Origin of the sequence: Paraburkholderia sp. USG1, from assembly GCF_031570135.1 — a bacterium.
In the GTDB taxonomy this organism is placed as follows: domain Bacteria; phylum Pseudomonadota; class Gammaproteobacteria; order Burkholderiales; family Burkholderiaceae; genus Paraburkholderia; species Paraburkholderia dioscoreae.
This window is the reverse complement of sequence record NZ_JAMWXW010000022.1, coordinates 116,348-140,637: the sequence shown is the minus strand read 5'-3', so window position 1 is coordinate 140,637 and position 24,290 is coordinate 116,348. Positions and strand designations below refer to the sequence as shown.

General features: G+C 62.7%; 24 protein-coding genes and 1 pseudogene. 3 read left to right on the top strand and 22 right to left on the bottom strand.

Going from position 1 to position 24,290, the window contains the following annotated elements; genetic code table 11:
• The 4 genes and pseudogenes from NE850_RS26605 to NE850_RS26590 all read right to left on the bottom strand — a co-directional run.
• Positions 1–139 (bottom strand): annotated as a pseudogene (locus NE850_RS26605) (electron transfer flavoprotein subunit beta/FixA family protein); the annotation flags it as partial.
• Positions 140–376: 237 nt separating this feature from the next.
• Positions 377–1,174, bottom strand: coding sequence for a MetQ/NlpA family ABC transporter substrate-binding protein (locus tag NE850_RS26600; protein WP_165186779.1), 798 nt, complete (start codon positions 1,172–1,174; stop codon positions 377–379).
• A gap of 34 nt (positions 1,175–1,208) precedes the next feature.
• A complete protein-coding gene (locus NE850_RS26595; RefSeq protein ID WP_007180902.1) occupies positions 1,209–1,862 on the bottom strand; it encodes a methionine ABC transporter permease in 654 nt (217 codons plus the stop codon).
• Complete coding sequence (locus NE850_RS26590) at positions 1,852–2,886, bottom strand: methionine ABC transporter ATP-binding protein (protein ID WP_007180901.1); 1,035 nt, start codon at positions 2,884–2,886, stop codon at positions 1,852–1,854. Before NE850_RS26590 ends, NE850_RS26595 begins: the two co-directional genes overlap by 11 nt.
• A 245-nt stretch (positions 2,887–3,131) precedes the next feature.
• On the opposite strand from NE850_RS26590, the gene NE850_RS26585 reads away from it, so the two are divergent.
• Positions 3,132–4,037, top strand: a complete 906-nt coding sequence (locus NE850_RS26585) for an alpha/beta hydrolase (protein ID WP_007180900.1) — start codon at positions 3,132–3,134, stop codon at positions 4,035–4,037.
• Positions 4,038–4,058: 21 nt separating this feature from the next.
• Here NE850_RS26585 and NE850_RS26580 read toward each other — a convergent pair whose 3' ends face one another.
• Entirely contained in the window at positions 4,059–4,868 is an 810-nt protein-coding gene (locus NE850_RS26580) for an enoyl-CoA hydratase (protein WP_007180899.1), read from the bottom strand.
• Between the two features lie 47 nt (positions 4,869–4,915).
• Positions 4,916–5,839 carry a histone deacetylase family protein gene (locus tag NE850_RS26575; protein ID WP_007180898.1) on the bottom strand — a complete coding sequence of 308 codons (924 nt, stop codon included), beginning with the start codon at positions 5,837–5,839 and terminating at the stop codon, positions 4,916–4,918.
• A gap of 292 nt (positions 5,840–6,131) precedes the next feature.
• Between NE850_RS26575 and mltB the strand changes: the two genes are divergently transcribed.
• Positions 6,132–7,280 carry a lytic murein transglycosylase B gene (mltB, locus tag NE850_RS26570; protein WP_035517949.1) on the top strand — a complete coding sequence of 383 codons (1,149 nt, stop codon included), beginning with the start codon at positions 6,132–6,134 and terminating at the stop codon, positions 7,278–7,280.
• Positions 7,281–7,393: 113 nt separating this feature from the next.
• On the opposite strand, the gene cysM is transcribed toward mltB, so the two are convergent.
• The 15 genes from cysM to serC all read right to left on the bottom strand — a co-directional run bounded on the left by cysM (position 7,394) and on the right by serC (position 23,325).
• Positions 7,394–8,296, bottom strand: a complete 903-nt coding sequence (gene cysM / locus NE850_RS26565) for a cysteine synthase CysM (RefSeq protein ID WP_007180896.1) — start codon at positions 8,294–8,296, stop codon at positions 7,394–7,396.
• Between the two features lie 271 nt (positions 8,297–8,567).
• A complete protein-coding gene (locus tag NE850_RS26560) occupies positions 8,568–8,933 on the bottom strand; it encodes a helix-hairpin-helix domain-containing protein (protein WP_310699610.1) in 366 nt (121 codons plus the stop codon).
• A 77-nt stretch (positions 8,934–9,010) separates the two neighbouring features.
• Positions 9,011–10,003: an ADP-glyceromanno-heptose 6-epimerase gene (gene rfaD / locus NE850_RS26555; RefSeq protein ID WP_007180894.1), complete on the bottom strand. Its 993-nt coding sequence runs from the start codon at positions 10,001–10,003 to the stop codon at positions 9,011–9,013.
• Between the two features lie 143 nt (positions 10,004–10,146).
• Complete coding sequence (gene rfaE1, locus NE850_RS26550; protein WP_007180893.1) at positions 10,147–11,154, bottom strand: D-glycero-beta-D-manno-heptose-7-phosphate kinase; 1,008 nt, start codon at positions 11,152–11,154, stop codon at positions 10,147–10,149.
• Positions 11,120–12,523 carry a UDP-glucose/GDP-mannose dehydrogenase family protein gene (locus tag NE850_RS26545; RefSeq protein ID WP_007180892.1) on the bottom strand — a complete coding sequence of 468 codons (1,404 nt, stop codon included), beginning with the start codon at positions 12,521–12,523 and terminating at the stop codon, positions 11,120–11,122. Before NE850_RS26545 ends, rfaE1 begins: the two co-directional genes overlap by 35 nt.
• Before the next feature lie 147 nt (positions 12,524–12,670).
• On the bottom strand, positions 12,671–13,846 hold the full coding sequence (gene lapB, locus NE850_RS26540; protein ID WP_007180891.1) for a lipopolysaccharide assembly protein LapB: 1,176 nt from the start codon (positions 13,844–13,846) through the stop codon (positions 12,671–12,673).
• A gap of 68 nt (positions 13,847–13,914) precedes the next feature.
• Complete coding sequence (locus NE850_RS26535) at positions 13,915–14,208, bottom strand: lipopolysaccharide assembly LapA domain-containing protein (RefSeq protein ID WP_007180890.1); 294 nt, start codon at positions 14,206–14,208, stop codon at positions 13,915–13,917.
• A 362-nt stretch (positions 14,209–14,570) separates the two neighbouring features.
• On the bottom strand, positions 14,571–14,894 hold the full coding sequence (locus NE850_RS26530) for an integration host factor subunit beta (RefSeq protein WP_007180889.1): 324 nt from the start codon (positions 14,892–14,894) through the stop codon (positions 14,571–14,573).
• A gap of 101 nt (positions 14,895–14,995) precedes the next feature.
• Positions 14,996–16,729, bottom strand: a complete 1,734-nt coding sequence (rpsA, locus tag NE850_RS26525) for a 30S ribosomal protein S1 (protein WP_007180888.1) — start codon at positions 16,727–16,729, stop codon at positions 14,996–14,998.
• 164 nt (positions 16,730–16,893) lie between these two features.
• The gene (gene cmk / locus NE850_RS26520) at positions 16,894–17,580 is read right to left on the bottom strand and encodes a (d)CMP kinase (protein ID WP_007180887.1); all 687 of its coding nucleotides are present in this window, start codon (positions 17,578–17,580) and stop codon (positions 16,894–16,896) included.
• Between the two features lie 35 nt (positions 17,581–17,615).
• On the bottom strand, positions 17,616–18,920 hold the full coding sequence (gene aroA / locus NE850_RS26515) for a 3-phosphoshikimate 1-carboxyvinyltransferase (RefSeq protein ID WP_007180886.1): 1,305 nt from the start codon (positions 18,918–18,920) through the stop codon (positions 17,616–17,618).
• A 19-nt stretch (positions 18,921–18,939) separates the two neighbouring features.
• Positions 18,940–19,881 carry a prephenate dehydrogenase gene (locus NE850_RS26510; protein WP_035518520.1) on the bottom strand — a complete coding sequence of 314 codons (942 nt, stop codon included), beginning with the start codon at positions 19,879–19,881 and terminating at the stop codon, positions 18,940–18,942.
• A gap of 51 nt (positions 19,882–19,932) precedes the next feature.
• Complete coding sequence (gene hisC, locus NE850_RS26505) at positions 19,933–21,045, bottom strand: histidinol-phosphate transaminase (protein WP_310699609.1); 1,113 nt, start codon at positions 21,043–21,045, stop codon at positions 19,933–19,935.
• An 80-nt stretch (positions 21,046–21,125) separates the two neighbouring features.
• On the bottom strand, positions 21,126–22,208 hold the full coding sequence (pheA, locus tag NE850_RS26500; protein ID WP_007180883.1) for a prephenate dehydratase: 1,083 nt from the start codon (positions 22,206–22,208) through the stop codon (positions 21,126–21,128).
• A gap of 70 nt (positions 22,209–22,278) precedes the next feature.
• Positions 22,279–23,325 carry a 3-phosphoserine/phosphohydroxythreonine transaminase gene (gene serC, locus NE850_RS26495; RefSeq protein WP_232064202.1) on the bottom strand — a complete coding sequence of 349 codons (1,047 nt, stop codon included), beginning with the start codon at positions 23,323–23,325 and terminating at the stop codon, positions 22,279–22,281.
• Between serC and NE850_RS26490 the strand changes: the two genes are divergently transcribed.
• A complete protein-coding gene (locus NE850_RS26490) occupies positions 23,215–23,673 on the top strand; it encodes a hypothetical protein (protein WP_232064278.1) in 459 nt (152 codons plus the stop codon). The genes serC and NE850_RS26490 overlap by 111 nt on opposite strands.
• Here the strand turns inward: NE850_RS26490 and NE850_RS26485 are convergent.
• Positions 23,657–24,259: a DUF2059 domain-containing protein gene (locus NE850_RS26485; protein WP_007180881.1), complete on the bottom strand. Its 603-nt coding sequence runs from the start codon at positions 24,257–24,259 to the stop codon at positions 23,657–23,659. The genes NE850_RS26490 and NE850_RS26485 overlap by 17 nt on opposite strands.
• Positions 24,260–24,290 lie beyond the last annotated feature (31 nt).

Here is a 24,290-nt window from a genome sequence, read left to right as displayed (position 1 = left end):
CCGCTTCTTCAACCGCGATTTCATCGAACGGATTCATCGACATCTTCACGTTCGCGATGTCGACGCCCGTGCCGTCCGACTTCACCCGGACTTTCACGTTGTAATCGACTACTCTTTTGACTGGCACCAGGATTTTCATGCACACGCTCCAAAGTTACGAATACGTCAACCCAACGAGCATTATAACGACTGCCCTCGCGGCAGCCCTGTCGCGGGCGCTTTAGCAGGAGGATATCGCTCCTCAGCGGCGCGACGGCAATAACGAACGGTCGTTCTATTTTAATCTCGAAAAAACCCGGGAGACAACCCCGGGTTCCGACCTACGACTCTAATTTTGCATTGCCGTCTTGTCTTGCTTGTTCCGCAGGCCGTCGGCTCACCACGCGGTGATCACCGACCCGCCGAATTTGCTTTCAACAAACTGCTTCACTTCCGGCGAATGATACGCCGCGACCAGTTTGGCGACCCACGGCTTATTCCTGTCCGCCTCGCGGATCGCGATGACGTTCACATAAGGGCCCTTCGGATCTTCAATTGCGATGGCGTCCTGCTTGGGTTTCAGACCCGCTTCCATCGCGAAGTTCGTATTGATCGCGGCAGCGTCCACATCGTTTAGCGAGCGCGGAATCTGCGCGGCGTCGAGTTCGACGATCTTCAGCTTCTTCGGGTTGTCGACAATGTCGAGCGGTGTCGCCTTCAGACCGGCATCGGCGCGCAGTTTCAGCAAGCCCTGCTTTTGCAGCAACAGGAGTGCGCGGCCGCCGTTGGTCGGATCGTTCGGCACCGCGATCTTCGCGCCCGGCTGCAACTCGGCGAGCAACTTCACTTTCTTCGAATAGATGCCCATCGGGTACGTCACCGTATCCGCGACACGGACCAGCTTGTAGCCGCGGTCCTTCACCTGCGCCTGCAGATACGGGTCGTGCTGATAGCTGTTCGCGTCCAGATCGCCGCCGGCGAGCGCGGCGTTCGGCTGCACGTAGTCGGAGAATTCGACAATCTTGATGTTCAGGCCGTTTTTCGCCGCGACCGTCTTCACGACTTCCATGATCTGCGCATGCGGACCGCCGGTGACGCCGACCTTGATCGTGTCTTCAGCGTGAGCCACGCCGGTGGCGAACAGTGACGCGGCGCCGAATGCGGCGGCCAGTTTCAGAATGAGACGACGTTGCATGTTGGACATTCCCGAATCTATCGATTTTGTTGTTTTACTTATGGCTCAAGCGACGCACGAGCCAATCCCCAAACGACTGCACCAGTTGCACGAAGACGATCAGAATCACCACGACCGTCAACATCACTTCCGGCAGGAAACGCTGATACCCGTAACGAATGCCGAGATCGCCGAGACCGCCGCCGCCGATCGCGCCGGCCATTGCCGAATAGCCGACCAGCGAGACGAAAGTGATCGTCAGGCCGGCGACCACGCCCGGCAGCGATTCCGGCAACAACACCTTGAAGACGATCTGGCTGGTGGTCGCGCCCATCGCCTGCGCGGCTTCGATCAGTCCGCGATCCACTTCGCGCAACGCGGTCTCGACCAGACGCGCGATGAACGGCGCGGCGGCGATCGTCAGCGGCACGACAGCGGCCGCCGTGCCGATCGACGAACCCACCACGAGGCGCGTGAACGGAATCACGGCCACGAGCAGGATGATGAACGGCGTCGAACGAACCGCATTGACGACCACACCCATCACGCGATTCACCGCGATGTTCTGCAGCACGCCCTGGCGATCCGTCAGATACAGCAGCACACCGAGCGGCAAACCCACCAACGCGCCGACCAGTCCCGAAATGCCCACCATCACGAGCGTTTCCCAGAACGACTGGACGAACATATCCAGCATTTCACTCAACATACGAGAGTTCCTCCACCACCACACCCTGTTCACGCAGATACGTCAATGCCCGCGCCACGTTCGCCGGTTCGCCGCCCGCCAGCACCGCGAGCGAGCCGAAAGCCTGCCCCTGGATCTCGTCGATCTGGCCGTGCAGGATGTTGAAGTCGAGTTCGTAGCGGCGAATGGTTTCCGACAGGATCGGCTGATCGACGCCGGAGCCGGTGAACGCGAGCCGCAGCAAGTGGCCGCTGCCGGTCTTGAGTCGTTCTGCGACGCGCGCCTTCATGGCGGGTGGCAGTTCCTGCGCGATCACGTCGCCGATCAACGCGCGCGTGACTTCATGATGCGGTTGCAGGAACACGTCGATAACCTTGCCCTCTTCGACCACGCGGCCCGCATCCAGCACCGCGACGCGGTCGCAGACCTGCTTGATCACGTCCATCTGGTGCGTGATCAGCACGATCGTCAGGTTCAGTTCACGATTGATGCGCTTGAGCAGGTCGAGGATCGAGCGCGTGGTTTCGGGATCGAGCGCGGACGTCGCTTCGTCGGAGAGCAGCACTTTCGGCTTGCTCGCCAGCGCCCGTGCGATACCGACGCGCTGCTTCTGGCCGCCGCTGATCTGCGCCGGATAGCGATCCTTCTGCGCCGTCAGGCCGACCAGTTCGAGCAGCGGCAGCACGTTCGCTTCGATTTCATCGCGCTTCATGCCGGCGAGTTCGAGCGGCAGCGCGACGTTCCCGTACACGGTGCGCGACGACAGCAGGTTGAAGTGCTGGAAGATCATGCCGATCTCGCGACGCGCCTCGCGCAGTTGGGCTGCGGGCAGCGTCGTCAGATCGCGGCCGTTGACGACGATATTGCCTTCGCTCGGGCGCGTCAGCAGGTTGATGGTGCGCACGAGCGTACTCTTGCCCGCGCCGCTGCGGCCGATGATGCCGAACACCTCGCCCGCCGGAATCGACAGATTGACGTTGTGCAGCGCCTCGACCCAGCCCCGGGGCCCGGCGAACCGCTGGGAGATATTGCGTATTTCGATCATGGAAAAACGAAACGGCGGCGACTGTCAGCGCGCGTCATGCGCTCGCGACAAGCGGCCGCCGTTGCTTTTATTGGGATTTGAGCCGGCAATTCTACCGCAGCGCCGACATTCCCTTTAATAATCAATTACGATCTTTTCATAACCGGTTGGAATTAGAGGCCCGCCCGGTGCGAGATGCTCGCGCGCACGCCGGCACTACGACTATGATCGGGCGAACAAAATCAGCATCAGGATAATCGGCAGTCATGGAGACGTCCCCAAGCAGCACTGTGCAGCCCGTCGCGGGCAAGCGAAACGCTGGCGAGCCGCTGCGCTCGTCGGTCACGGCCGGCGACGGCGTGGAATTGCCGCTATACCGCTGGCCGGCCGCCGCGCCGATGCGCGCCACCGTGGCGCTGATCCACGGGCTGGCCGAGCACGCCGGTCGATACGCGGCGCTGGCCGCGCGGCTGAACGCGGCCGGCATCGAACTGGTGGCGATCGATCTGCGCGGCCACGGCCGCGCGCCCGGCAAGCGGGCCTACGTGAAGCGCTTCGACGACTATCTGCTGGACGCGCAAGCCTTGCTCGACGCCGCGGCGCAAAGTTGCGCGCCGCTCTTCCTGATGGGCCACAGCATGGGCGGCGCCGTGGCCGCGCTCTACGCGATCGAGCGCCTCGAAGCGAGCGGCCGGCGCCTGAACGGCCTGATCCTGTCGAGCCCGGCGCTGGCGCCCGGCCGCGACGTGCCGCGCTGGATGCTCAAGCTGAGCCAGGTGATCAGCCGTCTCTACCCCAGCTTCCCCGCGATGAAAATCGACGCCGCGCTGCTCTCGCGCCTTCAACCCGTAGTGAATGCCAATCGCAACGACCCGCTCGTGCATCACGGCGCGATTCCCGCGCGCACCGGCGCGGAACTGTTGCTGGCAATGGCGCGTATCGAACGCGGCCGGGCGGGCTTGCGTGTACCGCTGCTGGTCTATCACGGCACCGCCGACAAGCTCACCGAACCCGAAGGCAGCCGCGACTTCGGCCAGCACGCAGGCTCACCGGACAAGACGCTCACCCTGCACGAGGGCAGCTATCACGAAACGATGAACGACATGGACCGCGATAGGGTGATTGGGGCGTTGATCGAGTGGATCGAAAAACGGCTGGTGGTTAGAGGCTGAACCATGCCCTGAACGACGCCGCTAGCCCGCGTCACGTTTCCAGTCAGGCGGCCGTTTGTCGATGAACGCCTGCACGCCTTCGAGCGCCGACTCATCCATCATGTTGCAGGCCATCGTCTGGCCGGCAAGCTGGTAAGCCGCTTCGATACCCATCTCCAACTGCCGATAGAAGAGGCCTTTGCCCGCGCTCACGGCTTCGACGGGTTTAGCGCAGATGCTGGCGGCGAGCCGCGTGAGTTCCGCGTCGAGCGCATCCGCGGGGACCACACGGTTCACGAGACCTTCCCGCTTCGCGCCCACGGCATCGATGAAATCGCCGGTGAGCAGCATTTCGAGCGCCGCTTTACGCGACAGGTTACGCGACAGCGGCACCGAAGGCGTCGCGCAGAAAAGCCCGAGGTTGACGCCCGAAACGGCAAAACGCGCCGTATCGGCTGCGACCGCCAGATCGCACATCGCGACGAGCTGGCAACCGGCCGCCGTGGCAACGCCTTGCACGCGCGCGATCACCGGTTGCGGCAAGCGCTGGATCGTCATCATGAGCTTCGTGCAGCGGGCGAACAGCGCCTGATAGTACGCGAGCGACGGCGCCGCGCGCATTTCCTTCAGATCGTGTCCCGCGCAGAACGCCCGGCCCGCGCCGGCGATCACGACCACGCGCGCGTCAGACCGGCCGATCTCGCTCAATGCCGTCTGCAGCTCGTCGAGCAAGGCTTCGGAAAGCGCATTAAAGGCATCGGGCCGGTTCATCGTCAAACGCACGACGCCCGGCACACCGTACCCGCCGTGTTCGATCTCGACTAGTGAAGCGTTGCGCGCCTCGGCGTTCATGACTCACTCCTCGTTGCGTGGATGGCGAGCGCGCGCGGCGCGGCGGCTCAGATCCCGGCCAGCGAGCGCATGTGGGCGACCACGCTGCGCCCCAGCGCGGACAGGTTGTAGCCGCCTTCAAGACAACTGACGATCCGCCCGCGCGAATAGCGCTTCGCGATCTCGCGCATCTGATCGGTGATCCACGCGTAATCGTCTTCGACGAGGCCCATGTTGCCGAGATCGTCCTCGCGATGCGCGTCGAAGCCGGCCGAGATGAACAGCATCTCCGGCTTGAATTCATGCAGGCGCGGCAGCCACAGCATGTCCACCGCTTCGCGCACCGCCATGCCTTTCGAGCGCGCCGGCAGCGGCACGTTGCACATGTTGGGCGCCTGGTTGTCGGCGCCGGTGAACGGATAGAACGGATGTTGGAAGAAGCTGCACATCAGCACGCGCGAGTCGCCCGAGAACGCCGCTTCGGTACCGTTGCCGTGATGCACGTCGAAGTCGATGATCGCGACGCGTTCGAGTCCGTGCACTTCGAGCGCATGACGCGCGGCGATCGCGATATTGTTGAAAAAGCAGAAACCCATAGCGCGCGCCGGTTCGGCATGGTGGCCGGGCGGCCGCACGCTGCAGAACGCGTTGTCGTAACGGCCTTCGATCACCGCGTCGGTCGCGGCTACCGCAGCACCCGCCGCGCGCAACGCGGCTTGCAAGGTGTGCGGGTTCATCGTCGTATCGGGATCGATTTCGGCCATGCCTTCAACCGGTGACCGGCTGCGGATGTAATCGACGTGGGCTTGCGTATGCACGCGCAGCAGCGCGGCTTCGTCGGCAAGCGGTGCCGACTCGCGCTCGATCAGCGAATCGATGCGGCTCGCGATCAATTGGTCTTCGATTGCCTGCAGGCGCGCCGGGCATTCGGGATGCCATTGCCCCATATCGTGCAGCAGACAGTCGGCGTGGGAATAAAAGCCAGTTGCCATGATTCTTTTCTGCGGCGACGCGCCTTGTGGCGCGTGCGGCGTGTCTCCATCCAGGGGCGCGCGCCCTCGGCGCGCCAACATTCATCAAGTTACCACACGATGCGGCTGTGACGCGTCAGGCACAGTTTTGCGGAAGGCGTCGGGTATACTGCCCCGATCGGTTTTTCCCCGCCTTTCCCTTGACTCTTACGCACCGCGCCCTTTGCTCACTATGACCGTCAAGCTTGCTCTGTCTGCACGAAACCGGCTACGTACCAGAACCCTCGCCGCCGCACTCTCCGTCGCATCGTGCATGTTCATGGCAACCAGTCCCGCTATCGCGCAAAGCGTCGGCAAAAAGCCACCGGTGCTGCTCGCGCAAAGCCAGCCGCAACCCGCTGTGCCGCAAGGGCAAACGTTTGAAGAAGAGATCATTCCGCAGCGCTACGCGAACAATCCCAATGTCGACGCGTTCATCAACGACATGGCCGCGCGTTACGACTTCGACGAGGCCGCACTGCATGCGCTCTTTGCCAGCGTGAGTTATTCGGCAACCGCGGTCAAGCTCGTAACGCCGTCGCCCTCGCCGGCGGTGAAGAACTGGCGCGTGTATCAGTCGCGCTTTCTCGACCAGGTCCGCATCAATGCCGGCGTGCGTTTCTGGCGTGCGAACCAGGCCACGCTGCAGCGCGCGTACGAGGAGTTCGGCGTGCCGCCGGAAGTGGTCGTCGGCATTATCGGCGTGGAGACGATCTATGGGCGCTTCATGGGCAACTTCCGTGTGCTCGACGCACTGACCACGCTCAGCTTCGATTATCCGAACACCGCCAATCGCGCGGATCGCCAGGCAACCTTCCGCAAGAATCTCGAAGACTACCTGGTGTGGACTCGCGACTCGCAGATCGACCCGACCTCGGTGCTGGGTTCCTACACCGGCGCGATCGGTATTCCGCAGTTCCTGCCGAGCAGCATTGTGCAATACGCGGTGAGCTACGACGGCAACCGGCAGATCGACCTGCGCACGAGCCAGGCGGACGCGATTGGCAGCGTGGCGAACTATCTGCGTCAGAACGGTTGGGAAAATGGCCGGCCGGTGGTGTGGAAGATCGGCTCGGACGCCGGCAGCCTGGGCGTCGCGCAAGCTGCCGCCGACGGTCAGCCGGAGCCGCACTGGCCGCTCGATCAATTGCTGCGCGCCGGACTACTGCTGAACGAACCCGGCGTGGATATCGCGTCGGAAGCCGGCACGCCGGTGACGGTGGTGGATCTGCCTTCGCCGGGACGCGGCACCGAGTACGTGCTGGGCCTGAAGAATTTCTACGTACTGACGCGCTATAACCGCAGCTTCTTTTATGCGCTCGCGGTCTATCAGTTGGGCCAGCGGGTCAAGGCGCAGATGGAAGCAAGCGACGCGGCAAACGCCGGCAACGGCGCGGCAGCGCCGGCTGGCACTTCGCAATAGACGGAACAGGCGGCAGCGGGTGCGGCGAGTTCGCCTCACGAGTAAATATGAAAAAAGCGCCGGTTGTGAATCGGCGCTTTTTTCATTGACGGGCTAGAAGCTCCGCGACGCATTTATGCGGGAAACACACCCGTGGACAGATAACGGTCGCCGCGATCGCATACGATGAACACGATCGTCGCGTTCTCGACCTGCCGCGCGACGCGCAGCGCCACTTCGCACGCGCCGCCCGACGAGATGCCGGCAAAGATGCCTTCCACCGACGCCATACGGCGCGCCATAGCCTCGGCGGCGGCCTGGCTCACATTCTCCACACGATCCACGCGGCTGCGATCGAAAATCTTCGGCAGATAGGCTTCCGGCCATTTGCGGATGCCCGGAATGCGCGAACCCTCTTCGGGTTGCGCGCCGATGATCTCGATCGCCTGGTTCTGCTCTTTCAGATAAGTGGACACGCCCATGATCGTGCCGGTCGTGCCCATGGACGACACGAAATGGGTAATGCGACCTTCGGTATCGCGCCAGATTTCCGGGCCCGTGCCTTCGACGTGCGCGGCCGGATTGTCCGGATTGGCGAACTGGTCGAGGATGATGCCCTTGCCTTCGCGCTGCATCTGCTCGGCCAGATCGCGTGCGTACTCCATCCCGCCCGTGACCGGCGTGAGCACGATCTGCGCGCCGTACGCGGCCATGCTCTGACGGCGTTCCACCGACAGATCTTCCGGCATGATCAGCACCATTTTGTAGCCACGGATCGCGGCCGCCATAGCCAGCGCAATACCGGTGTTGCCGCTGGTCGATTCGATCAGCGTGTCGCCGGGCTTGATGCGCCCGCGCGCTTCCGCTTTCTTGATCATCGACAACGCAGGGCGATCCTTCACCGAGCCCGCAGGGTTGTTGCCCTCGAGCTTCGCAAGGATCACGTTGTTGCGGCTGCGGATCTCGTCGTCAGGGAGCCGGACGAGTTGCACGAGCGGCGTATTGCCGATCGTGTCTTCAATCGTTTTGTAAGCCATATCGGTTTTGGTGCTGTCGGTGCGCGAAGTCTTAATCCGTCGATTCTAAACCACCGTGCCCCCACCTGCCGCGCGGCCCTTCTGTCCGCATGGATGCAGGCGCCCGCCCGCGAACGCCTTCAACGCAAAAAGCCCGCGGCTGAGAACCGCGGGAGCCAGTCATCTGCATGACAGCTGAAGGAGTGTTCGTGACGACTCCGACCATGAAGGAAAACTGCGCGAATGGAGCAGGCGCGCGGCCGTCGGGCCCGCGCGCCTGCTCCGCGTCAGGCTATTTCTTCACTGCCACCGTGGCACTGTTCTTCGGCGCGTTGGCCGGAACGGCCGCGCCTTTGGTCTGTGCAGACGCCGCAGCCTGCGTGTTAGCAGCCGCGCCAGCCGGACCGACAGCGAGACCCTCCGCCTGCAGGCGCTCGACGGTATGCCCGCCCATGCCCTTGACGCGCTTGCCGAGATCGGCCGGGTCCTTGAACGGACCATGCGCTGCAAGCTCGTCGAGAATGGCTTTCGCTTTGGCAGGACCGATGCCCTTGATGCCGCGCAGCGCGTCCTCATTAGCCGTGTTGACGTCGACCGCCGCATAAGCGTGGCCGAAAGCGGCGAGCATGGCCGCGGTAACCAGAATTTTTCGAAACATATGGAATCTCCCTCGTACAACCGGTTGGAGACCATCACCAACCGGGAGATTCCAGTTTAAAGAGGGATCCGAATTATTTACACCTGGCCGAATAGCCAACGTACGTAACGATCGACACCTTCCTGCACGCTCAGGAACGGCGCGTCGTAGCCGGCCGCGCGCAGCTTCGACTGATCCGCCTGCGTGAAGCACTGGTACTTGCCGCGCAATGCATCGGGGAACGGAATATATTCGATCATCCCGCGCTGCACCTGTTCCGCGAGCGACAACGCCGGTTCGTTGTTCAGCGTTCGCAGCGTATTGACCACCGTGCTGGCGATGTCGTTGAACGGTTGTGCACGGCCGCTACCCAGATTGAAGATGCCCGACTTGTCTGGATTGTCGAAGAAGAACAGGTTGACCTTCACCACGTCTTCAACCGAAACGAAGTCGCGCGTCTGCTCACCCGCCGCGTAGCCGTTGTATTCGCCGAACAGCTTGACCTTGCCCTCGGCGCGGAACTGGTTGAAGTTGTGAAACGCCACCGACGCCATGCGTGCCTTGTGCGTTTCGCGCGGCCCGTATACGTTGAAATAACGGAAGCCGGCAATCTGGCTTTTCGCCGTGGGCAGCACGCGGCGGATCACCTGGTCGAACAGGAACTTCGAGTAGCCGTACACGTTCAGCGGCTGCTCGACTTCGCGCTCTTCGACGAAACGGCTCGAGCCGCCGTACGTAGCCGCCGAGGATGCATACAGGAACTGGATGTTCTGCGCGAGGCAGACGTCGAGCACCTCGCGGCTATAGCGGAAGTTGTTGTCCATCATGTAGCGGCCGTCGGTTTCCATCGTGTCCGAACAGGCGCCTTCGTGGAAAATCGCGCGCACCTTGCCGAAGTCCCCGCGCTTGAAGCGTTCGACGAACTCGGTTTTGTCGAGGTAGTCGTCGATCTCGCAGTCGACCAGGTTCTTGAACTTGTCCGCGCGCGTCAGATTGTCCACCGCGATGATGCGCTGTTCACCGCGCTCGTTGAGCGCCTTCACGAGATTGCTGCCGATAAAACCGGCCGCGCCGGTGACGATGAGGGTCATGATGATCCTGCGGTAGTGAGCTTTGCATAGGATCGGAGTAAGCGCTCTGTGCCGACTCCGATCGACAGGTTCAGTTGCCGTCCCGCGGATCCCTCTATGCGCCGTTCATGACTCAAGCACAGCGAGGAACCCGGCGGTCCGCATCAATGAAAAAGTTCGTCGTAGTCGACAGTGGCGGTGCCCAGTTTGCCGACCACGATGCCGGCCGCGCGATTCGCGAGCCCGACCGCCTCGACCAGCGTGAGACCCGCGCCGAGCATGGCGGCGAGCGTGGCGATCACGGTGTCGCCCGCACCCGAAACATCATACACTTCGCGTGCGACAGCCGAAGCGTGCAGGACGCCGTCGTCCGAGAAGAGCGTCATACCCTCTTCCGAACGCGTCAGCAGCAGCGCCTTGAATTCCAGGTCGGTGCGCAGTTTCGTTACGCGCGCGAGCAGATCTTCTTCCGATTTCCACTGACCGACCACCTCGCGCAACTCAGCACGGTTCGGCGTGATCAGGGTAGCGCCGCGATAGCGTTCCCAGTCATCGCCCTTCGGATCGACCAGCACCGGCTTGCCCGCCGCATTCGCCTTCGAGATCATCTGCGTGACGTGGGTCAGGCCGCCCTTCGCATAGTCGGACATCAGAATCACGTCGTGCGACGGCAGCAGTTCGTCGAACCGGGCGAGACCCGCGAGCAGCACCTCGTGCGCCGGCGAATTTTCGAAGTCCACACGCAACAATTGTTGCTGGCGTGACAGCACCCGCAGCTTGATCGTGGTGAGGAGCGCCGGGTCGCGCTCGAGATACGGCTTTACGCCGCTTTCATTCAGCAACTGCACGATACGCTCGCCGGGCTCGTCATGGCCGACCACGCATAGCAAGCCTGCCTGTGCGCCGAGCGCGACCGCATTGCGCGCGACGTTCGCCGCGCCGCCGAGGCGGTCTTCCTGACGCTGCACCAGCACGACCGGCACAGGCGCTTCCGGCGAAATGCGGTTCACGTCGCCGAACCAGTAGCGATCGAGCATGACGTCGCCCACCACCAGCACGCGCGCCGCGGCGAGCCGTTCGCGCGGCACGACGGTAAGCTGCGGCGCGGGCGTGGACGCAGCGGCACCGGGCGTGGTCTCAGGCATCGGCCGGAAGTTCAGAGGGTTGGGCATAAGGGCGTCCAATCGAGTGATAGTCGATGCCGAGCTCGGTCATCGCGTCCGGTTCATACAAGTTGCGTCCGTCGAAAATCAGCGGCGACTTCAGCACCGATTTCAGATGGACGAAGTCCGGACTCTTGAATTCTTTCCATTCGGTCACGATCACGAGGGCGTCGGCGCCCGTAAGCGTTTCGTCCTGCGTGGTCGCAAAGGCGAGACGCGCGAACTGGTCCGGTGCGTCATGCAGATCCATGGCGAACACGCGGCGCGCTTCGGTCACCGCGACCGGATCGTACGCGCGCACGTGGGCGCCGCGCGCCAGCAGTTCCGCGATCAGGCGGCGGCTCGGCGCCTCGCGCATGTCGTCGGTATTGGGCTTGAACGCAAGCCCCCACACCGCGAACGTGCGGCCGCTCAGATCGTTGCCGAGCTTGCTCGTGATCTTTTGCACCAGCACGTCTTTCTGCCTGTCGTTCACTTCTTCGACCGCTTCCAGAATGCGCAGATTGTGGCCGCTTTCGCTGGCCGTGCGGATCAGCGCCTGGACGTCTTTAGGGAAGCACGAGCCGCCGTAGCCACAACCCGCATACAGGAAGTGATAGCCGATCCGCGGATCGGAGCCGATGCCGCGGCGCACCGCTTCGATATCCGCGCCGACGCGATCGGCCAGATTCGACATTTCGTTCATGAACGAGATGCGCGTGGCGAGCATCGCATTCGCGGCGTATTTCGTGAATTCGGCCGAGCGCACGTCCATGTACAGCGTGCGTTCGTGATTGCGGTTGAACGGCGCGTACAGACGCTTCATCAGTTCGCGCGCGCGCAAGCCGGCTTCGTCTTCGTCAAGGCCGATCACAATGCGGTCGGGGCGCATGAAGTCGTCGACCGCCGCGCCTTCCTTCAGGAATTCCGGATTGGACACCACCGAGAAGCGATGTTGCGCGCTGCCGGCAAGTCCGCGTTTGGCCAATTCTTCTTCGACCACCGCGCGCACACGCTGCGCGGTGCCGACCGGCACCGTCGACTTGTCGACGATCACCTTGAAGCCGTTCATCGTGCGGCCAATGTTGCGGGCCGCTTCGAGCACGTATTGCAGATCGGCCGAACCGTCTTCGTCCGGCGGCGTGCCGACGGCAATGAACTGCACGTCGCCGTGCGCGACACTGGCTTCGACATCCGTGGAAAACGTGATGCGGCGCGCCGCGCGCGTGCGGGCGATCATCTCCTGCAAACCGGGCTCGTGAATCGGCACGCCGCCGTTGTTGAGGATTTCGATCTTGCGCGGATCGACGTCGAGACAGAAAACGTCGTGACCGATCTCGGCGAGACACGCGCCAGTAACGAGACCCACATAGCCCGTGCCGATAATGGTGATTTTCATACGCTATCCGGTAGAGGGTTCCGGTGATGATTCCCGGCGATGAAGCCAGTCATGAACATGTTGCGAAATCCGCCCGCGCAGGGCGGTTGTCACACGCCGGGGCAGCAGCGCGACCGCGCGGCCAAAGCCGGCGTTGCAGCCTGAGCCTCAGTTCGATGCGGTGATCGGCTCGACGCGACGCGGCGCATAGGTTTCCCAACCGCTGCAACCCGGGCACTGCCAGTAGAAAAGCCGTGCCCTGAAGCCGCAATTCTGGCACGTATACCGTGGCAGATTTTTGGTGCGCTGGCGAATCAACGTGCGCATCAGTTCGAGTTCGCTGCGCCGCGGTTCTTCCGCAACGGCTTCCTGCGCCTCAAGCAGCCGCGTCATGCCCGCCAGATTCGGCGACTTCTGCATTTGCGAGCGCGCCAGCGCATGCGCGGCCTCGGGTCCGCGCAACGATGCGACGTGTTGATAAGCAACGTCGAGCAGATCGTTGGTCGGATAGCGGTCCACCCACGTGGTAAGCAGATCGGCGCCATCTTGCGGGCGGCCGAGCGCTTCGTAGGCCTTCATCAGCTTTTCGGCGACCAGCGGCAGATAGGCGGGGTTCTGCTCCTCCACGCGCCGCCATTGGGCAATCGCCGCTTCCTGCGCGCCGCCTGCCGCGTCGACGTCGCCGAACAGGATCGTGGCGCGCACGTTGGTCGGGTTCGCCTTCAAGGCGAAGCCGAGTTGGCGGCGAGCCTCGTCGGGTTTCTTCTGTTGTAGCGCTTCCTGCGCAAGTTCGCAGTGGAACTGCGCGATTTCCTTGTCCAGCGACTCCGCGCCCATCGTTTCCAGATGACGGGCCGTGTCGATCGACTTGACCCAGTCCTTCTCGATTTCGTAGATGGTGAGGAGCGCCCGCTGCGCGCCCAACGCGTAGTCGCCGGTTTCGAGCGAGCGGAAGGTTTCCTCCGCGCGGTCGAGCAGACCCGCTTTCAGGAAATCCTGCCCTAACTCGTAGAGCGCGTGATCGCGCTCGCTGACCGGCAGGTCGGCGCGGCTCAACAGATTCTGATGCACGCGAATCGCGCGGTCCGTCTCACCGCGTCGACGGAACAGATTGCCCAGCGCGAAGTGCAATTCGACCGTTTCGGGATCGAGCTTCACCACTTCGATGAACGCATCGATCGCCTGGTCCGGCTGCTCGTTGAGCAGGAAGTTCAGCCCGCGAAAATACGAGCGCGGCAGGTTGGCGCTTTCGGAGAGCAGCGTCTTGAGGTCGTAGCGCGCAGCCATCCAGCCGAACGCGAAAGCGACGGGTATGACAAGCAGCCACCAGAAGTCTAGATCCATGCGATTAATGCAAATGTACGGGAAAGCGAAGACGGAAAGCCGCGCACATGGTGCGCGGCACAAGGAATTCAGATCAGCGGCGGCATGGGCGGTTGCTCGACCACGACCGGAGCTTCGCGCGCCACGCGCAACTCGCGCTTGAGCCGGCCATTTTCCATGCGCAAGCGCACCATGGCCGGCATCGACGACACCAGCCCGGCCAGCAACCCGACCACGAAGAACACGAGGCCGATCAGGATCAGGGGCTGCGACCACGTGTAACCACCGGGAAATTTCAGCGTAGCAGGATCTGTATTGGAAAGCGCCAGCACCAGCAGCAGCACGAACACCAGCACCCGGATCAGCCAGACGATAAATTTCATGAATAGGTCTCTTGACGGCAGTTGCGGGGTGACGCCGGCTTGATGACGCGTCGCGCCACGGTGTTGCCCGCGCCGAAGTGACCCGTATTGTAATTGAAGCCCTCGCGGCTGGGCAGGAACTGGCGGATTGCGGGCTTACGCGGCTTTATCTTGCCGCAGGCAGCAGGGACGGCGGGGCGGTTTGTCCGGGTTCTACAGTCGCGCTTGTGGACCGTACTTCGGGCCGGGCGGAACGTGGCGGCACAAAAACGCAAACGCACAGACGAAAAAAAAGCGCCCGAAGGCGCTTTTCTGGTCTCTTGCCGGCTGGCTTTGGCCGCTGACACTATCTATGCCACGCTGTAACTGGCGCAGCGAAGCATTTACAGGTCGTCATCCGGCTCTTCGGCCTTCAACGGCTCACCCGCGCGACGATCCACCCGTTCGCGCAACTCCTTGCCCGGCTTGAAGTGCGGTACGTACTTCTCAGGTACTAACACCTTTTCGCCCGACTTGGGATTACGCCCGACGCGGGACGGACGGCGGTTAAGGCCGAAGCTGCCGAAGCCGCGAATTTCAATGCGATGACCATTGGCAAGTGCCTCCGACATCGCATCAAGCATCGTCTTCACCGCGAAATCCGCATCCTTAAGGACAAGTTGCGGAAATCGCGTAGCCAGCTGGGCGACCAATTCCGATTTGGTCATACTGCAGCAGACCTCTCAAGAAAACGCCGGGCCGCCCCCAAGCTTTCTTGGCCCCCTTGGGGGCCCTGGCGCGAAGCGACAGGTTTGGGGGCGCTCCTCAATTACGGGTTCTGGCCGTCGAGCTTGGCCTTCAGCAGCGCGCCGAGGTTCGTCGTGCCGGTGGCAGCCGAACTCGAGTCCGACGAAGCCAGGCCGCGGATCGCTTCCTGTTGCTCGGCCGAATCCTTAGCCTTGATCGACAGGTTGATGCCACGCGACTTGCGATCGATGTTGATGATCATCGCGTTGACCTTGTCGCCGTCCTTCAGCACGTTGCGAGCATCTTCCACGCGGTCTTGTGCGATTTCCGAAGCGCGCAGGTAGCCTTCGACTTCCGCCGACAGTTGAACCACAGCACCCTTCGCGTCCACCGTCTTGACCACGCCGTCGACGATCGAACCCTTGTCGTTCATGGCAACGAAGTTGCTGAACGGGTCGCCTTCGAGCTGCTTGATGCCCAGCGAAATGCGTTCCTTCTCGACGTCGATGCCGAGAACGATCGCTTCCACTTCGTCGCCCTTCTTGTACTTGCGAACTGCCTCTTCGCCCGTTTCCGACCACGACAGGTCCGACAGGTGAACCAGACCGTCGATGCCGCCCGGCAGACCGATGAAGACGCCGAAGTCGGTGATCGACTTGATTGCGCCTTGCAGCTTGTCGCCCTTCTTGAAGTTGCGGCTGAAGTCGTCCCACGGGTTCGGCTTGCATTGCTTCATGCCGAGGCTGATACGGCGGCGGTCTTCGTCGATTTCCAGAACCATGACTTCGACTTCGTCGCCCAGTTGCACAACCTTCGACGGTGCAACGTTCTTGTTCGTCCAGTCCATTTCCGACACGTGGACCAGGCCTTCGATGCCCGATTCGACTTCGACGAATGCGCCGTAGTCAGTGATGTTGGTGACCTTACCGAACAGGCGCGTGCCCGACGGATAACGGCGCGAGATGCCTTCCCACGGATCGTCGCCCAGTTGCTTGATACCCAGCGAAACGCGGTTCTTCTCTTGATCGAACTTGAGGATCTTCGCGGTGACTTCCTGGCCAACCGACAGCACTTCGCTCGGGTGACGCACACGACGCCATGCGATGTCGGTGATGTGCAGCAGGCCGTCGATACCACCGAGGTCCACGAACGCGCCGTAATCCGTGATGTTCTTCACCACGCCTTCCACGATCGCGCCTTCCTTCAGCGTTTCGAGCAGCTTTGCGCGCTCTTCGCCCTGGGTCGCTTCGATCACGGCACGGCGCGACAGCACGACGTTGTTACGCTTGCGGTCGAGTTTGATGACGCGGAATTCCAGGGTCTTGCCTTCGTACGGGGTCGTGTCCTTGACCGGACGCGTGTCGACCAGCGAACCCGGCAGGAACGCGCGGATGCCGTTGACCATGACGGTCATGCCGCCCTTGACCTTGCCCGTGATCGTGCCGGTCACGAGTTCGTTGTTGTCGAGAGCCTTTTCCAGCGACAGCCACGAAGCCAGACGCTTCGCTTTGTCGCGCGACAGGATCGTGTCGCCATAGCCGTTTTCGAGCGCGTCGATCGCGACGGAAACGAAGTCGCCCGCCTGCACTTCTACCTCGCCCGCGTCGTTCAGGAACTCTTCGAGCGGGATGTAGGCTTCGGACTTGAGACCAGCGTTGACGACCACGAAGTTGTGGTCAACACGCACGACTTCGGCGGAGATCACTTCGCCAGCGCGCATGTCTTGCTTGGTCAGCGACTCTTCGAACAGAGCCGCAAAAGATTCGGTATTCGGGGTAGAGGTTTGCAGGTCGGACATAAAAATCAAAATTTGCATGGTTCTCGCGGTGCCCGGCTGGCCGGACGGTCAGCAATATCGGCAAGAATGCGAATGCCACGCGGGGTTAAAGGGTTAACACAACGCCTCGCGACGACGCGCGAAGCACCTACTGACAACGAACTTCTACTGCGCCCGCCGCTGATGCACAACCGGTACTTTCATCAGGCATGCGGGACTAAAGCTTCATACCATTGCACCACCTGCTCGACCGCCTGGTCGACTGACAATGCGGAGGTATCAAGCAGCTTTGCGTCCGCTGCAGGCTTGAGCGGCGCGGCTACGCGCTGACTGTCACGCTCGTCGCGCTCACGCAAATCCCGGAGCAAGTCATCTATGTTAGCAGAAAATCCTTTTTGGATCAATTGCTTATGCCGCCGCGCCGCGCGGGCCTCGACGCTTGCGGTCATGAACACCTTCAGCACGGCATCCTGGAAGATGACCGTGCCCATGTCGCGGCCGTCGGCAACCAGCCCCGGTTCCTTGCGGAAAGCCCGCTGGCGCGCCACCAGCGCGGCGCGCACGGGCGCGTGCACGGCGATCGCCGAGGCGCGGCTGCCCACTTCCTCGGCGCGAATTTCGGCCGACACGTCGAGGCCGTCGAGTTGCGCCAGCCCTTCGCGAAAAGTGATATGCAGATCGTCGATCAGCTTTACAAGGGCGTCGACGTCGTGCGCGTCAATGTTGTAGCGCAGGCTGGCAAGCGCGGCGAGACGATACAGCGCGCCGCTGTCCAGCAAATGGAAGCCGAGGCTCGCGGCAACCAGCGCGGCCACGGTGCCTTTGCCGGAGGCACTCGGGCCGTCGATCGTAATGACGGGCGTCTGGTGAAAGGGACGGGTCGGTTTCATCGAAAAAGTTGCACGTCGGTCGATTCGGGGTCGAATCAGGGTTGAGCAAGCGCAATGAAGCGCTCGAAATAATCCGGAAAAGTCTTGCCGACGCACTTCGGGTCGTTGATACGGACCGGTACGCCGCCGAGACTCACCAGCGAGAAGCACATGGCCATGCGGTGATCGTCGTAGGTATCGATGGCGGCGTTCGGAATCAGCTTTTCAGGCGGTTCGATGACGATGAAGTCCTCGCCTTCCTTCACCTTGGCGCCGACCTTGCGCAGTTCGGTCGCCATTGCGGCGAGCCGGTCGGTTTCCTTCACGCGCCAGCTGGCGATGTTGCGCAGCGTGGTCGCGCCGTCCGCGAACAGCGCCGCGACAGCGATCGTCATTGCAGCGTCGGGAATCAGGTTGCAGTCCATGTCGATCGGCTCGAGCTTGCCGCTGTCGTGGCCGACGCCGCGCACCTCGATCCAGTCGTCGCCCATCTGCAGGTTCGCGCCCATCTTGATGAGCGCATCGGCAAAGCCGACGTCGCCTTGGATGCTGGCCCGGCCGACGCCCTCCACTTTCAGCGGGCCGCCGCCGAGCGCCCCGGCCGCGAGGAAATAAGAAGCGGACGACGCATCGCCCTCCACCATGATCCTGCCCGGCGACTGATAGCGCTGCCCCGCCGGCACGACGAACTGATGCCAGCCGTGGCGTTCGACCTTGATGCCGAAGCGCTCCATCAGCTTGATGGTGATCTCGATATACGGCTTCGAGATCAGTTCGCCGTCCACCTGCACGGTACTCACGCCGCTTCCGGTCCGCAAGAGCGGCAGCGTCATGAGAAGCGAGGTCAGGAACTGGCTCGACACGTCGCCGCGCACGGTAATCGGCGCGTCGGCATTGATCTGCCCGGGGCGAATTCGCAGCGGCGGATAGCCTTCGTTCTCTTCGTAGTCGATCTTCGCGCCGAGCTGGCGCAGGCCGTCGACCAGATCGCCGATCGGCCGCTCGTGCATGCGCGGCACGCCGTGAATGCGATAGTCGCCGCCATTGACCGCCAGCGCCGCCGTCAGCGGACGCACCGCCGTGCCGGCGTTGCCGAGAAACAGATCCGCCGTGCGCGCCGTGAACGCACCGCGCGTGCCGGTCACGACGCAGGTGTCGCCGTCGCGCTTCAGACGCACGCCGAGTTTCTCGAGCGCGTCGAGCATCACGCGGGTGTCGTCGGAGTCGAGCAGGTTCGTGATCGTCGTTTCGCCTTCGGCGAGCGCCGCGAGCAGCAGCACCCGGTTCGAGATGCTCTTCGAGCCAGGCAGACGAATCGTGCCGGACGCGCGAGAGAACGGTCCGAGATCGAGGAATTCCATGATTGAGTCCAGTTTCCGGTTATTTCGACGCGTCGCCATTGGCGACGCCGCCAGCGCGCTGTTCCTGCCATTCGGTACGCGCTACGCGCGAGCGCGCGAACACGGTTTCGAGGGCGGCACCGTCGGCGGCTTCGATTGCCGCGCGCAGGCCGGCAAGTACCGCCGTATAGGCGTCGAGTTCGTCGAGCAGCGCGACCCGATTGGCCACGCAGACGTCGCGCCACATTTCCGGGCTCGACGCGGCAATGCGCGTGAAATCGCGGAAGCCGCCCGCCGCGAACGAGAATTTCAGCGCGGCATCGGGTGAATTGAGAATCTGCTCGACCAGCGCGAACGAAAGCAGGTGCGGCAAATGGCTGACCGACGCGAACACGCGGTCGTGCTGCTCGGGCGCCATGTCACGCACAAGCGCACCGGTGGCCCGCCACATGGCGGCGACACGCTCCACGGTTGCCGGCGCATTCTCCGGCAGCGGGCACAACACGACATTGCGGCCCACATACAGCTCGGGCAAGGCCGCCTCCACGCCGCTGGCTTCGCGGCCGGCAATCGGATGCCCGGGCACGAACTGGCTGATGCGCGCGCCGAGCGCCGCGCGGGCGGCGGCGACCACGTCCGACTTGGTACTGCCGGCGTCCGTGACGATCGTGGCCGGATCGAGAAACGGCGCGATGCGTTCGAGCAACGGCTGTGTCTGCGCGACGGGCGCGGCCAGCAGCACGAAGTCGGCACCGGACAATGCTTCGCGCAGCGAGGCGTCGTCGTTCAGCGCCGCCGAGCCGTCGATCACACCCAGTTCCAGAGCGCGCTCGGTCGACGCGGACGAACGTCCGACACCGATCACCGTGCGCGCACCCTCGGTCCCGTTCCGTTCGCGCAGCGCGCGCGCGAGCGATCCGCCGATCAGGCCGACACCGAAAATTACCAGCTTGTCAAAAGAAAACGCGGCCACGTCGGTCACATAGAGCGCGCCTTTCAATACCGACGAGGCGCGCGGGTCAAGGGTTACCGCTTAAGCGGGGTCGAGCGCTTTTTCGAGCGCAGCAAGGAATGCTTCGTTTTCTTCCGGCAAGCCGATCGTGACACGCAGCCATTGCGGCAAACCATAGTTGCCGACCGGCCGCACGATCACGCCCTGCTTCAGCAGCTCCAGGTTGACGCGGCCGCCTGCTGCGTCGTCGTTGCCGACACGTACCAGCACGAAGTTGCCGTCCGACGGCACATACTCCAGACCGAGCTTGTCGAAGGCTTCGGTCAAACGGCGATAGCCTTGCGCGTTCAACGCGGCGCTCTTCTCCAGAAACGCCCTGTCGCTCAGCGCGGCGATCGCCGCGGCTTGCGCCAGTGTGTTCACGTTGAACGGCTGACGCAGACGATTCAGCAGATCGGTCAATTCAGGCTGTGCGATCGCGAAACCCACGCGCAAACCGGCGAGGCCGAACGCCTTCGAAAATGTTCGCGACACCAGCAGATTCGGGTAGCGGCGCACCCACGCGATCGAGTCGTAGCGCTTCTCTTGCGGCAGATATTCCGTGTACGCCTCGTCGAGCACGACGACCACGTTGCGCGGCACCTTGTCGAGAAACGCTTCGAGCTTCGTGCCTTCAATAAACGTGCCGGTCGGGTTGTTCGGGTTGGCGACGAAAATCAGGCGCGTGTCGTCGGTAATCGCCGCGAGCATTGCGTCGAGGTCATGACCGTATTTGACGGCCGGCACGACGATCGCGCGAGCGCCCAGGCCTTGCGTGGCCAACGCGTAAACCGCGAACGAGTACTGCGCATAGACGATCGACTGGTCCTTTTCCACAAACGCGTGTGCGGCGATTTCGAGGATGTCGTTGCTGCCGTTGCCGAGCGTGATCCAGTCGGCCGGCACGCCGTAGCGCTCGCTCAGCGCAGCCTTCAGCTCGAACGCGTTGGCGTCGGGGTAGCGGCCCAGTTCGCTGGCGGCCTGCGCCATCGCGCGCTGTGCCGATTCCGGCATGCCGAGCGGATTCTCGTTCGAGGCGAGTTTCACGATGGTCTTTTCGTCCAGATCGAATTCGCGGGCCACTTCCGAAATCGGTTTGCCTGCGATGTAAGGCGCAATGGCACGCACGTAGGAAGGACCGAAAGACGCTGTCATGAGAATCTCCGAACGACTATGAGTAATGGGATGTGCGGCTGGGCGCGCCCGGGTGCTGCAGGGTCGCCGTTTGAATATCATCAGCGGGCGCGCGGATACGAGCCCAGAATCTTCAGGAACGCAGCCTTCTCGCCGAGTTCGGCGAGCGCGGCGGCGACCGCCGGATCGTCGCGATGGCCTTCGAGGTCGATGTAGAAGTAGTACTCCCACGTGCCGACCCGTGCCGGACGCGATTCGAAACGCGTCATGGACACGCTGTGGCGTGCCAGCGGTTCGAGCAGCTTGAATACGGCGCCAGGTTCGTTATGCACGGAAACGATCAACGACGTCTGGTCATAACCGCTCGGGCCGGTCGGCTGTTTGCCGATCATCACGAAGCGCGTGCGGTTGTGCGGATCGTCCTGGATCAGCGCATACGCCACCTGCAAGCCATAGTGCGTCGCGGCGCGATCGCCGGCGATCGCCGCCACGGTCGGGTCTTCCGCTGCCATGCGCGCTGCTTCCGCATTGCTCGACACTGCCTGGCGCTCCAGATGCGGCGCGTTGGTCGACAGCCAGCGCTGACATTGGGCAAGCGCCTGCGCATGCGCGCACACGCGCGTTACACCGGTGAGGCCACCGTTCAGCGTCAACAGATTGTGGTGGATCGGCAAAGCCAGCTCGCCGCCGATCGTGAGTTGCGTTTGCAGCAGCAGATCGAGCGTGCGCGACACCGCGCCTTCGGTCGAATTCTCGACAGGCACGACGCCGAATTCCGCGGCGCCCGCCTCGACCGAGCGGAACACTTCGTCGATCGACGGGCACGGCAGGCCTTCGATCGACTGACCGAAGTACTCGTGCATCGCCTGTTCGCTGTAGGTGCCGACCGGGCCGAGATAAGCGGCCTTGATGGTCTTTTCGAGCGCGCGGCTCGCGGCCATGATCTCGCGCCAGATCGCGCTGATATGCTCGCTTGCGAGCGGCCCTTCGCTCATGTCCTGCAGACGCGCGATCACCTGCTGTTCGCGCTCGGGCCGAAACACCGGTGCATTGAAATGCTTCTTGACCTCGCCCACTTCGAGCGCTACCGCCGCGCGTTGATTGAGGAGCGCGATCAGTTGCGCGTCGAGCGCGTCGATGCGTTCGCGAAGAGGTTTGAGTCGGGTATTGAGTTCGTCGTCCATGCGTGAAAACGGCCCTGCCGGTAGCTGCTGCACAAATGCGTGCTGGAAAGGAAGCGCGCGCCCCGATGACTCAGGCGCTGCGCTGTTCGAATTCCTTCATGTATTCGACAAGCGCTTTGACGCCCTCGAGCGGGACGGCGTTATAAATCGACGCCCGCATGCCGCCGACGGACTTGTGGCCCTTTAGCTGCACCATTCCCCGCGCTTTCGCGCCGGCCAGGAAATCTTCGTTGCGGGACTCGTCGGCGAGGAAGAACGGGACGTTCATCCGCGAGCGCGAGCCGCGTTCGACCTTGTTCAGATAGAAGCTGCTCGAGTCGATCGCGTCGTACAGCAGCTTCGACTTTTCGAGATTGCGTGCTTCCATCGCGGCAAGGCCGCCCTGCTTCTTCAACCACTTGAACACCAGCCCGGCGATGTAGATCGCGTAAGTGGGCGGCGTGTTGTACATCGAATTGTTCTCGGCGACGATCTTCCATTCGAACGCCGACGGGCAGATCGGTTGCGCACGATCGAGCATGTCTTCGCGCACGACCACCACTGTCACGCCCGCCATGCCGATGTTCTTCTGCGCGCCGCCGAACAGCACGCCGTATTTGGCGATGTCCATGGGACGCGACAGGATATGCGACGAGGCATCCGCCACGAGCGGAATATCGCCGAGATCGGGGATCTCGAACGTCTCGACGCCGTGAATCGTCTCGTTCGTGCACAGATGCACGTAAGCCGGGTCGTCCGACAGTTGCCATTCCGAGCGGGCGGGCGCGCGGGTGAAACCATCGGCCGTCTGGCCGCTGGCCGCCAGATGCGCAGTGCCGTACTTCTGCGCTTCCTTGAAAGACTTCTGCGACCATGAACCCGTCACGACGAAATCCGCGCGCGGCTTCGCGCCCATCAGGTTCATCGGCACGATTGCGTTCTCGCCCAATCCGCCACCTTGCAGGAACAGGATGCGGTGGCTCGCCGGCACCTGAAGCAGGTCGCGCAGATCGACGAGCGCTTCCTCATGGATCGACATGAACTCTTTCCCGCGATGGCTCATTTCCATCACGCTCATGCCGCTGCCTTGCCAATCGAGCATTTCGTCGGCGGCTTGACGCAGAACTTCTTCGGGCATGGCCGCGGGGCCGGCGGAGAAATTAAAGACGCGCATCGTGAGATCCTGGAAGCGGGCGCGAAAAATGAAGATCGCGCAAAAATCGGCGAAGCTGACAGCCGGGTCGGCATTGACCGTGAAGATGACAACGCGATTGTGCCGGCGCGATTTTCTGACGCGGGTTTCGGACCATTTCGCGCCGAAAAAGAAAATGGCCGTCTGCGCGTGTGCACAAACAGCCATTATCGCATTGTCACAGCCAAGCCGCCAAACCCGGCACGCCATCCAGCGTGCGAGGCGAGCCCACCGGGCGGCGGCTGGCGCGATATCCGCGCAGCCTCAGGGCGTTGGCTTACTTGGCCGGCTTGACCGAAGCGACTTCCTTGTCGGCCTGGTCACGCGTTGCCTTGATCGATTGCGGCATGTACTTCTGCATCAAGCCGTTCACGACGTCACGGCCAACCTGGTCTTGCACCTGGATGAACTTGCGGCCGGTCGGGCTCTTGTAGAACGTAGTCAGATCCTTGATTTCCGACGTGCTGTAGTACTTCGCGTAGGCGTCGTACTGAGCTTGCATGGCGTCCTGGCGGAAGCTGTCCGTTGCGAACACCTGGCCTGCGCCGTCAACCAGCTTCGGCACTGCGTTCTTTTGCAGCGTCGGGACGGAAGCCTGCTTCTGCTTGTCCGTCATCGTCTTGTTTTCGCTCAGAGCGTCCGACAGGATTGCCGGAACCAGCTGCTTGGCTTGCATCTGGGCGCTGTTGCCGATCGCGCCGACGAGCTTCTGCGCGTCGATTGCGTCCAACAGATCCTTGATTGCAGCCTGCTTGGCCGGATCAACCGGTGCCGCGGCAGCAGCCGGCGCCGCCGGAGCCGGGCTCTGAAGCGCTTGAGCCATGGCGAAGGTCGGCACGAGGGCAGCCAGCAACATCAGTTGTTTGAATCGTTTTTGCATCATTACTCCCTAATAGAAATGAACTTGAACA